At 75.9% G+C, this 8910-nt stretch carries 8 protein-coding genes and 1 pseudogene; 2 read left to right on the top strand and 7 right to left on the bottom strand.

All coding sequences use genetic code 11. From position 1 onward, the window contains the following. Positions 1–624 (top strand): annotated as a pseudogene (locus ACLIYP_RS27705) (hypothetical protein); the annotation flags it as partial. Between the two features lie 27 nt (positions 625–651). Here ACLIYP_RS27705 and ACLIYP_RS27700 read toward each other — a convergent pair. After that, a complete protein-coding gene (locus ACLIYP_RS27700) occupies positions 652–1902 on the bottom strand; it encodes an MFS transporter (RefSeq protein ID WP_412715836.1) in 1251 nt (416 codons plus the stop codon). 73 nt (positions 1903–1975) lie between these two features. On the opposite strand from ACLIYP_RS27700, the gene ACLIYP_RS27695 reads away from it, so the two are divergent. Further along, positions 1976–2734, top strand: a complete 759-nt coding sequence (locus tag ACLIYP_RS27695; RefSeq protein ID WP_412715835.1) for a DeoR/GlpR family DNA-binding transcription regulator — start codon at positions 1976–1978, stop codon at positions 2732–2734. Positions 2735–2767: 33 nt separating this feature from the next. Here the strand turns inward: ACLIYP_RS27695 and ACLIYP_RS27690 are convergent, their stop codons facing one another. The 6 genes from ACLIYP_RS27690 to ACLIYP_RS27665 form a co-directional block, all read right to left on the bottom strand. Further along, positions 2768–3202: an SRPBCC family protein gene (locus tag ACLIYP_RS27690; protein ID WP_412715834.1), complete on the bottom strand. Its 435-nt coding sequence runs from the start codon at positions 3200–3202 to the stop codon at positions 2768–2770. Between the two features lie 492 nt (positions 3203–3694). Then, positions 3695–4450: an HPF/RaiA family ribosome-associated protein gene (locus ACLIYP_RS27685; protein WP_412715833.1), complete on the bottom strand. Its 756-nt coding sequence runs from the start codon at positions 4448–4450 to the stop codon at positions 3695–3697. 186 nt (positions 4451–4636) lie between these two features. After that, positions 4637–5626, bottom strand: a complete 990-nt coding sequence (hypE, locus tag ACLIYP_RS27680) for a hydrogenase expression/formation protein HypE (RefSeq protein WP_412715837.1) — start codon at positions 5624–5626, stop codon at positions 4637–4639. Positions 5627–5753: 127 nt separating this feature from the next. Next, positions 5754–6890, bottom strand: coding sequence for a hydrogenase formation protein HypD (gene hypD, locus ACLIYP_RS27675; RefSeq protein WP_412715832.1), 1137 nt, complete (start codon positions 6888–6890; stop codon positions 5754–5756). Next, complete coding sequence (locus ACLIYP_RS27670; RefSeq protein ID WP_412715831.1) at positions 6887–7204, bottom strand: HypC/HybG/HupF family hydrogenase formation chaperone; 318 nt, start codon at positions 7202–7204, stop codon at positions 6887–6889. The genes hypD and ACLIYP_RS27670 overlap by 4 nt, the downstream gene beginning before the upstream one ends. Before the next feature lie 53 nt (positions 7205–7257). After that, positions 7258–8910: Kae1-like domain-containing protein (locus tag ACLIYP_RS27665; protein ID WP_412715830.1), on the bottom strand; the 1653-nt coding region annotated here is incomplete at its 5' end.

The following is an 8910-nucleotide window of genomic DNA, read 5'->3' as shown; positions in this document are numbered from 1 at the left end:
GGGTGGACCACCGCAGGGGCGCTGGCCGGCTTCACGGCGCCGGCAGTGGTGGGCGCCTCGACGGCCGCGTGGCCCACGGCGGCGTTCACCGCGGCCCTGATCGCCGCCGGCGCGGTGGAGGGCGCCGTCCTGGGCGCCGCCCAGGTGCGGGTGCTGCGCCGGGTGTGGCCCCGGCTGGGCGGCCTGCGATGGACCGCGGCCACCGGTGGCGGTGCCGCGGTCGCCTGGTTCCTCGGCCTGCTGCCCGCGGCTCTCCACGACACCGTGAGCCGTCGGCCCGTCCTCGTGGCGGCCGCCGCCGCGCTCCTCGTACCGGCACTGCTGCTCAGTGTGGGAACCGCCCAGTGGTGGGTGCTGCGTGCCCACGCGGAACGGGCCCACCGGTGGATCGCGGGCAGCGCGGCCGGATGGCTTCTGGGCCTGGCCGTGTTCTTCGCGATCACCACACCGCTGTGGCGGCCGGGGCAGTCCGCTCCCGTGGCCGCGCTGATCGGTGTCGCCGGCGGTGCGGCCATGGCGGTGACCGCCGCCGCGGTCACCGGCTGGGTGCTGGTGCGCCTGGCCCGGGAGGCCGCGCAGAAGGCCAGGCCCCCGGCCGCGCCCCCGGGCGCTCCGGACCCGTAACGCCGCCGGCCGCTTCGCGGCGGCCCGTCAGCCGGCCGGCCCGGCGGTCCCGGAGGCATCCGCCCGCTCCTGGGCGGAGATCCCTTCCCCGCCGGCCGCCCGGGAATCGGGCCGCAGGATCCCGGCGACCCCGGCCGCCACGGCGCACAGGACCGCGGGCAGCAGGAAGGCGACGTTCAGCGGCACGAGATGGGTGAGCGGCCCGATGACGGCAGGTCCGGCGAGCATGCCGAGGTAGCCGAGCCCGGCCACCCGTGAGACGTTCGCCCCGGCTGCTTCCGGGTCGGCGTGGCCCGCGGCGCTGAAGAGCTGGGGCACACAGCCGGACAGCCCCAGGCCGAAGACCGTCCAGCCGGCCAGAGCCAGGGGGATCCAGGGCGAGACCACCACGGCCGACAGGCCGATCGCGGCCATGAGTGCGCCGTAGCGGACGATCGCGACCGGGCCGAAGCGCGCGGCCACCCGGTCGGTGAGCAGGCGTCCGGCGGTCATGGCGGTGGCGAAGGCTCCGTAGGCGAGGGCCGCCGTGGCCGCGGGCGCGCCCAGGACGTCCTGCAGGGCGAGCGCGCTCCAGTCGCTCGCGACGCCCTCGGCGAGCATCAGCATCAGCGCGAGGGCGGCCAGCGCCCAGATCCGCGCGGGCGTCCCGCGCCCGGCACCGGTCCCGGTCCCGGCGGACGGTCTCGGGGCCTCCTCACCGGGACCGGCTGGTTCGGCGGGTTCGGGCCGCAGCAGCGCGGGGGCGGCCAGGACGGCGACGAGGAGCCCGGCGGCACCCATGCCGGCGAGGGTCGCGGCAGCGCTCCAGTCCCAGCTGAGGGTACGGGCGCCGACCAGGGCGGCGAGCACCCCGCCGACGGAGAACACCGCGTGGAAGGCGGACATGACGGGCCGCCGGTAGCCGCGCTCCACCTGGACCGCGTGGGTGTTCATGGCGACGTCCAGGCAGCCGTTGCCGAAGCCGAACACCAGCAGGGCCGCGCCCAGCGCCCAGGGGCCCTCGGCCAGCCCGGGCAGCCCCAGGGCCGCGCTGCACAGCACCGCGCTCAGCGGCACCACCGCGCGGGCGCCGAGGCGGTCGGCCAGCGGTCCGGTCAGCCGCATGCCCGCGAAGGCGCCTCCCCCGAGCAGGAGCAGCAGCCAGCCCAGGACGGCGTGGCTGACCCCGGCGCGGTCCTCCACCACCGGGATGTGGACGACCCACATGCCCATCAGGAAGCCGTTGAGGCCGAAGTAGGCGAAGGTGGCCAGCCGTGCGAGTCGCAGCGTTCTCTCCATGTTCCAGAACTTAACAAACAAGATTGTTGTTCGAAAGATTGAGTTTCGCACAACTCTGATGTTCAATTCCGGCGTGGCGAGTGCGGAGCGACTGAAACGGATCACCGAGGCCGTACGTGAGGCCGGGCAGCTGAGCGTGGCGGAGCTGGCCGGGCTCACCGGCGCCTCGGAGATGACCATCCGGCGCGATCTGGAGGTCCTGGCGGACCAGGGGGTCCTGGAGCGCTACCGCGGCGGGGCCAGCAGCCTGCTGCTGCGCGGTGAGGAGCCCCCGTTCGGGCTGAGGGAGCTGGAGAGGCCGCACGCCAAGCGGCGGATCGCCGCCGAGGCGGCCTCCCTGATCGCCGACGGCGAGTCGGTCGTCCTCGACAGCGGCACGACCTGCCTGGAGGTGGCCCGCGTCCTGGCCGGCCGCCGGCTGACCGTCGTGCCGCTGTCCCTGCACGCGGCCAACGCGCTGACCGGCGCCCCCCGGCTGAAACTGCTGCTGCCCGGCGGTGAGCCGCGCCCGGGCGAGCTGGCGCTGACCGGTCCGCTGACCGAGGCGTCCCTGGCCTCGCTGCGCTTCGACACCGCCGTCATCGGCTGCTGCGGACTGAACGCGGCGGACGGGCTGACCGCGTACGACCTGGCCGACGCCGCCGTCAAGCGCGCCGCGATCGCCTCGGCCCGCCGGGTGGTGGCGGTCGCCGACGCGGCCAAGTTCTCCCGCACCGCCCTCGCCTTCGTCGCGCCGGCCTCGGCGCTCGACGCGGTGGTGACGGAGGAGGACGCCCCCGAGGACGAGACCGGCGCCCTGGAAGCGGCCGGCGCGACCGTACGCAAGGTGTGAGCCGCTGCGGCCCGGGCCGGGCCGCAGCGGTCATCACTCCTTCAGCAGCCCCGTGACCACCCGGCCGAACAGCAGCCGGGCCGCCCACGCCGTGGGCCGGTCCAGCAGGCGCGGCACCCCCCGTACGCGCACCTCCTCGCGCCAGACGGCCAGCGCTCCCCCCTCGACGGGGACCACCTCCGCCTCGGCCCAGCCGAGCACCACCCCGCCACGCTTCTCCACACGGCAGCGGCCGGGGCGGTCCGCGTCCGGCGGTTCCCAGCGCACGACCTCCATGGGATCGTCGAACCCGGCGCGCCCGGTTCCCGTACGCGCCGTGAAGCGCGTGCCGACGCGCGTGGGCGGCGCGGTGGTGACCGTGACAGTGGTGAACGGGACATGGCGGGCGTGGTTCTCCCAGGTGGTCAGCCGGCGCCACGCCTCCCCCGCCGGGAGGTGCGTGCGGCGTTCGATCCGGATGAGAGGCATACCGCGACGGTAGGCACCGCGCGCCCGTACGCCCGGCCGACCCGCCGCGGCCGCCTTCCGAACACCGTCGCGCACCACGGCCCGCGCATGACGCCCGCCCGCCCGTGCCCGCGCCAGGTTCCGGGAGGGGGCGTCGGCAGCGGTCTCGTGCACGGCTCGCAGTCGGCCCGGCCGCGGCCCCCGCCCCTCGTCATACGGAGGGGGATGTCGCTTTCCGCCTTCCGCGCCGGGAGGCGCGCCCCTGCGACGCGCCCCTGCAATGGGAGCGTTCCCCCATTCGGGTCGGGGACCGCCCGCCCGGACGGTGCGAGGTCTTCGCCCGGCAACGCGGCGCCGCCCGTCGTCCACGCCCCGTGCGAGACGGCTCTCCCCCCTCCGCGTCCCCGCCGGAACCGCTCCGGGCGCGCGCCTCGCGACGGGGTGACCGCCCCCGCCTCGCCGTGGGGCCGCGCCGGCCGGCCGGGACCGGGGTCCCGGCCGGCGGACGCCGGGTCACTCGGCCGGTACGACCAGCCCGTAGAGGCCGTCGCGGCGGCGGTGGAGCAGGGCTCCGCGCTCGGTGGCGGTGTCGACGAAGAACACGAACGGCAGGCCGGTGGTCTCCAGCCGCCACACCGCCTGCTCGACCTCCATACGGGGCGCCGGGATCCCGCTGATCCCCAGCGGGGCGGCCGGCGGAAGGCCCGACGGCACCGGCGCTGCCACGTCCCTGCGGGCGCGGGCCAGCCGGTGGCCGCCCTCTCCGTCCCGGTAGACCACGCTGTCGACGCCGGAGCCGACGTCGGTGAACAGGTGGAACTCGTACCCCAGGTCCTCCATCCGCCGTACCGCCTGCGCCGGGGTCAGCCGGGCGGGGCCGTGGGCGCGGCGGCGCACGACCCGGCGCCCCTGTCCGATGCGCGAGCCCGGGCGCGGCCCGCCGCCGTGGTGCCCGCGGCGGTGGACGCGGGACAGCCGGCCCGCCAGCCGGTCGCGCAGCAGGTCGATCGCCTCGGGCATGGTGTCGGCGGTGACGTGGGCCCTCACCAGGTGGCCGTTGACGTCCACGTTCACCTGGGCGTGCGCCGGGTGCCGCACGGAGGCGTTGGCCGCCTGGCTCAGCTTCACCCTGGTGCCCAGGACCGGTTCCCCGACCTTGCCCAGGGCCGCCAGCACCTTGGTCCGCGCGTACTCGGCCGCGTCCCCGGGCACCTCGCCCCGGACCTCGACCCTGACCTCCGGGAGGGGACGGATCTGCGAACGGTTCATGGTTTCCTCCTGCCGTCTCGGCACCTTCAGACTCCTCCCGCGCCGGTCTCCGCGGCAGGGCCGAAGGTCCCCGGGGGCCGGTGCCGTCCGTACCCCGCGGGTGCGGGGGTGTGGACCGCGCCGGCCCCGGGCGGCCGGCGTGCCGGCCGTGACACGGCGCGGGGGAAGCGGAAGGCGTCCCCCGGGTCAGCAGATGCGGGGCAGTTGCTCGCCCAGCGGCAGGTCCACCACACGGGTGCCGCCGAATCCGGTGCGGGCCACGACCATGCCCGGGTGGTCCTCCACGCACTCCCCGACGACCGCGGCCTCGGCGCCCTGGGGGTGCGCCCGCATCGCGGCGAGCACGGCGTCGGCGTGCTCGCGCGGGACGAAGGCGACCAGACGGCCCTCGTTGGCCACGTACAGCGGGTCCAGGCCGAGGAAGCCGCAGGCGGCCGCCACGGCCTCCGGCACGGGCAGGGCCCGCTCGTTGAGCACGACGCCGGTGCCGGACGCGGCGGCGATCTCGTTCAGCGCCGTGCCCAGTCCGCCCCGGGTGGGGTCGCGCAGCGCGTGGAGGTCCGAGGTGGCCCCGAGCATCGCCTGCACCAGACCGCCCAGCGGCGCGGTGTCGCTGCACACCTCCGCCCCGAACTCCAGCCCCTCGCGGACGCTCATGATGGCCACCCCGTGCATGCCGACCGGCCCGCTGACGATCACCACGTCACCGGGTTCGGCGCGCTGCGGGCGGATGTCGACGCCCTCGGGGATCAGTCCGATGCCGGCGGTGTTGACGAAGATCCCGTCACCGTGCCCGGCGTCGACCACCTTGGTGTCACCGGTGGCGACGGTGACGCCGGCCGCCGCGGCGGCCGTGCCGACCGCCTGGGCGACCCGCCGGACCACCGGCAGCCCGGTGCCCTCCTCGATGATGAAGGCGCACGACAGGTACGCGGCCCGCGCGCCGCTCATGGCCAGGTCGTTGACGGTGCCGTTGACGGCGAGGTCGCCGATGGAGCCGCCGGGGAAGAACAGCGGGCGCACCACGTAGGAGTCGGTGGAGAACGCCAGGCGCGCGCCGCCCAGCGACAGCGCGGCCGAGTCGGCCAGCCCGGCCAGTGTGTCGTTGCCGTAGGCGGGGACGAAGAGGTGCTCCACCAGTTCGGCGGAGAGGGCCCCGCCGCCGCCGTGGCCCATGACGACCACCGGGTGGTCGCGCAGCGGGGCCGGGCAGGTCCAGTCGGCCGGGTCCACGGGTTCGGCGGTCGTTCCGGTCGTTCCGGTGATACCGGTGGTGCCGGTCGTGCCGGTCGTGCCGGTGGTGTCAGCCAACGGAGGTCGCCTCCCTCGCCGGCTCGGTGCCGTGCGCCGGGCCGCCCAGGCGCCGGTAGAGGTGGTAGGCGGCGCAGGCGCCCTCACTGGAGACCATGGTGGCGCCCAGCGGGTTGCGGGGGGTGCAGGTGGTGCCGAAGGCGGCGCACTCGTTCGGTTTGATCAGCCCCTGGAGCACCTCGCCGCTGCGGCACACACCGGACTCGCGGGTCCTCACCCCGGCGACCTCGAAGCGGTGCTCGGCGTCGTACTCGCGGAAGGCCTCCGACAGCCGCCAGCCGCTGGCCGGGATCACCCCGATGCCCCGCCAGGCGCGGTCGGTGACCTCGAAGACCTCCTCCAGCATCCGCCGCGCGGCGGGGTTGCCCTCCTCACGCACCGCCCGGGGGTAGGCGTTCTCCACCCGGTGCTCACCGCGCTCGAGCTGGCGGACGGTGCGGCGCACGCCTTCGAGGATGTCCAGCGGCTCGAAACCGGTGACCACGATGGGCACGCCGAAGCGGTCGGCCAGTCCCGGGTACTCGGCCGTCCCCATCACGCTGCACACGTGGCCGGCGGCCAGGAACGCCTGGACCCGGCAGTGCGGAGCCCGCATGATCGCCTCGATGGCGGGCGGCACGCGCACGTGCGAGATCAGCATGCTGTAGTTGCGGATGCCGCGCCGCCGCGCCTCGTGGACGGTCATCGCGTTGGCCGGTGCGGTGGTCTCGAAGCCGACACCGAAGAAGACCACCTCCCGGTCGGGGTGGCGCTGCGCGATCTCCAGCGCGTCCAGCGGCGAGTACACCACTCGTACGTCCCCGCCGGCGCTCTTGATCCGGAACAGGTCTCGGTCGGTGCCGGGGACCCGGAGCATGTCGCCGAAGGAGCAGAACACCACCCCGGGACGGGAGGCGATCTCCAGCGCCTTGTCGATCATCTCCAGGGGGGTGACGCACACCGGGCAGCCGGGCCCGTGGATGAGCTCGATGTGCCCTGGCAGCAGCTGGTCGATGCCGTGCCGGATGATCGAGTGGGTCTGGCCGCCGCAGACCTCCATCATGGTCCAGGGGCGGGTGGCGGTGGCGTGGATGTCCTCCAGCAGCCGCCGGGCCAGCTCCGGGTCGTTGAACTCGTCGATGTACTTCACCTGGTGACCTCCTGTGCCGCGGCCGTCCCCGGCCGGTCCTCCCCGGCCTCGGCCGCCGCCCGCTCCCATGCGTCGCCGAACTCCTCGTCCAGCAGACCCAGTTGCTCGAAAAGCTCCAGTGACGCCCTGGCCGACTCCTCGTCCAGCCGCTGCAGCGCGAAGCCGACGTGGACGATCACGTACTCGCCGACCTCCGTCTCCGGCAGGTAGGCCAGGCACACGTCCTTGACCACCCCGCCGAAGTCGACGCGCGCCATGCGCGTGCCGTCCCGTTCCTCGATCCCGGTCACCCTGCCGGGCACCGCCAGACACATGCGTGTCCTCCGTCCGTCGTCGGTCCGTTCGCCGGTCCTTCCCCGGCCTTCCGTCAGATTCCGCCGCGGCCCGTCAGGGAGCCCCGGCGCGCCGCCACGAGCAGCTGGCCGAGTGCCAGGCCTCCGTCCCCGGGCGGCACCGCGTGGTGGCGCAGCACCGTGAACCCGGCGGTGCGCAGCCGCCGTTCGCACTCCTCGTCCAGCAGCGCGTTGGCGAACACCCCGCCGGACAGGGCGACCGCCGCCGCCCCGGTGTCCCGGCGCGCCCGGCGGCAGACGGCCTCCACCGCCTCCGCCACGGCCAGGTGGAACCGCGCGGCGACGACCGGGACGGGTACGCCGGAGCGCAGGTCGCGGACGGCCTCGCGCAGCACGGGCGCCGGGTCGAGCACCGTCGCGCCCGCGCCGCCCGGGTCCGGCGGGCGCAGGGCGAAGGAGTATCCCGGTCCGCGCTCCTGCCACGCCGCCGCGGCGGCGGCCTCCAGCTCGACGGCGGCCTGCCCCTCGTACCCGGCCCGGTGGCACACCCCGGCCAGCGAGGACACCGCGTCGAACAGCCGCCCCATGCTGGAGGTGGGCACACAGGCCAGTGAGCGCTCCAACTGCCGCTCCAGCACGCGCCGTTCCTCCGGCGGGCAGGCGGCGGCACACGGCAGGGCCGGGTCCCAGGGGATCCCGGCGGAGCGCAGGTGGGACAGCGCCGTCCGGCAGGGGTTGCCCACACCGGCGTCGCCGCCGGGCAGGGGCACGTACGCCAGGTGCGCCAGCCGCCGGTAGCCGCCGTATCCCGCGAGCAGCACCTCGCCGCCCCACACGGCCCCGTCGTCGCCGTAGCCGGTGCCGTCGAAGGCGACGCCGAGGACCGGGGTGCGGCCGTCGAGTCCGTTCTCGGCCATGGCCGAGGCGATGTGCGCGTGGTGGTGCTGCACCCGGTGCAGCGGTCTGCCCCCGGCGCGGGCGCGGGCCCACCGCGTGGAGCGGTAGCCGGGGTGGCGGTCGGCGGCCAGCAGCCGGGGCTCGACGCCGGTGAGGGCGCGCATGCGCTCCTCGGCGCCGTCCAGCGTGCGCAGGGCGGCCAGGCCGTCCAGGTCCCCGATGTGGGGGGAGAACCACGCGGAGTGCCCCTCGGCGAAGCAGATCGCGTTCTTCAGGTCCGCGCCGGCGGCCAGGGAGGGCTCCACCGGCACGGGTAGCTCGACGGGGGCGGGAACGTACCCGCGCGAGCGGCGCAGGACCACCTCGCCGCCGTCCGCGCGCACCCGCACCACCGAGTCGTCGCAGGGCGTCGCGATGGGCCTGTCGTGCCACAGCCAGGCGTCGGCCAGTCCCGCCAGCCGGGTCAGGGCCTCGCGGTCGCCGGTCACGATGGGTTCGCCCGAGCGGTTGCCGCTGGTCATCACCAGTACCTCGGGGCCGGGCGGGTCGCCGGGCAGGCCGAACAGCAGCCGGTGCAGCGGGGTGTAGGGCAGCAGCACTCCCACGTGCGGGCTGCCCGGGCAGACGCCGTCCGCCAGCGGGTCGTCCCGCCGTTCGCCGGGCGGGTGGCGGCGCAGCAGCACGATGGGACGCGGCCGTCCGGTCAGCGCCCGGCGCTCGGCGGGGCCGACGCGGCCGAGCCGCGCGGCGGTCCGTACGTCGGGGCACATCACCGCGAAGGGCTTGGCGTCCCGGGCCTTGCGCGCGCGCAGGACGGCGACGGCGGCGGG

The sequence above is a fragment of the Streptomyces nanhaiensis genome (genome assembly GCF_046614825.1).
GTDB lineage: Bacteria > Actinomycetota > Actinomycetes > Streptomycetales > Streptomycetaceae > Streptomyces > Streptomyces radiopugnans.
Note: the sequence above shows the minus strand (reverse complement) of the source record. Positions and strands in the feature narration are given on the sequence as shown.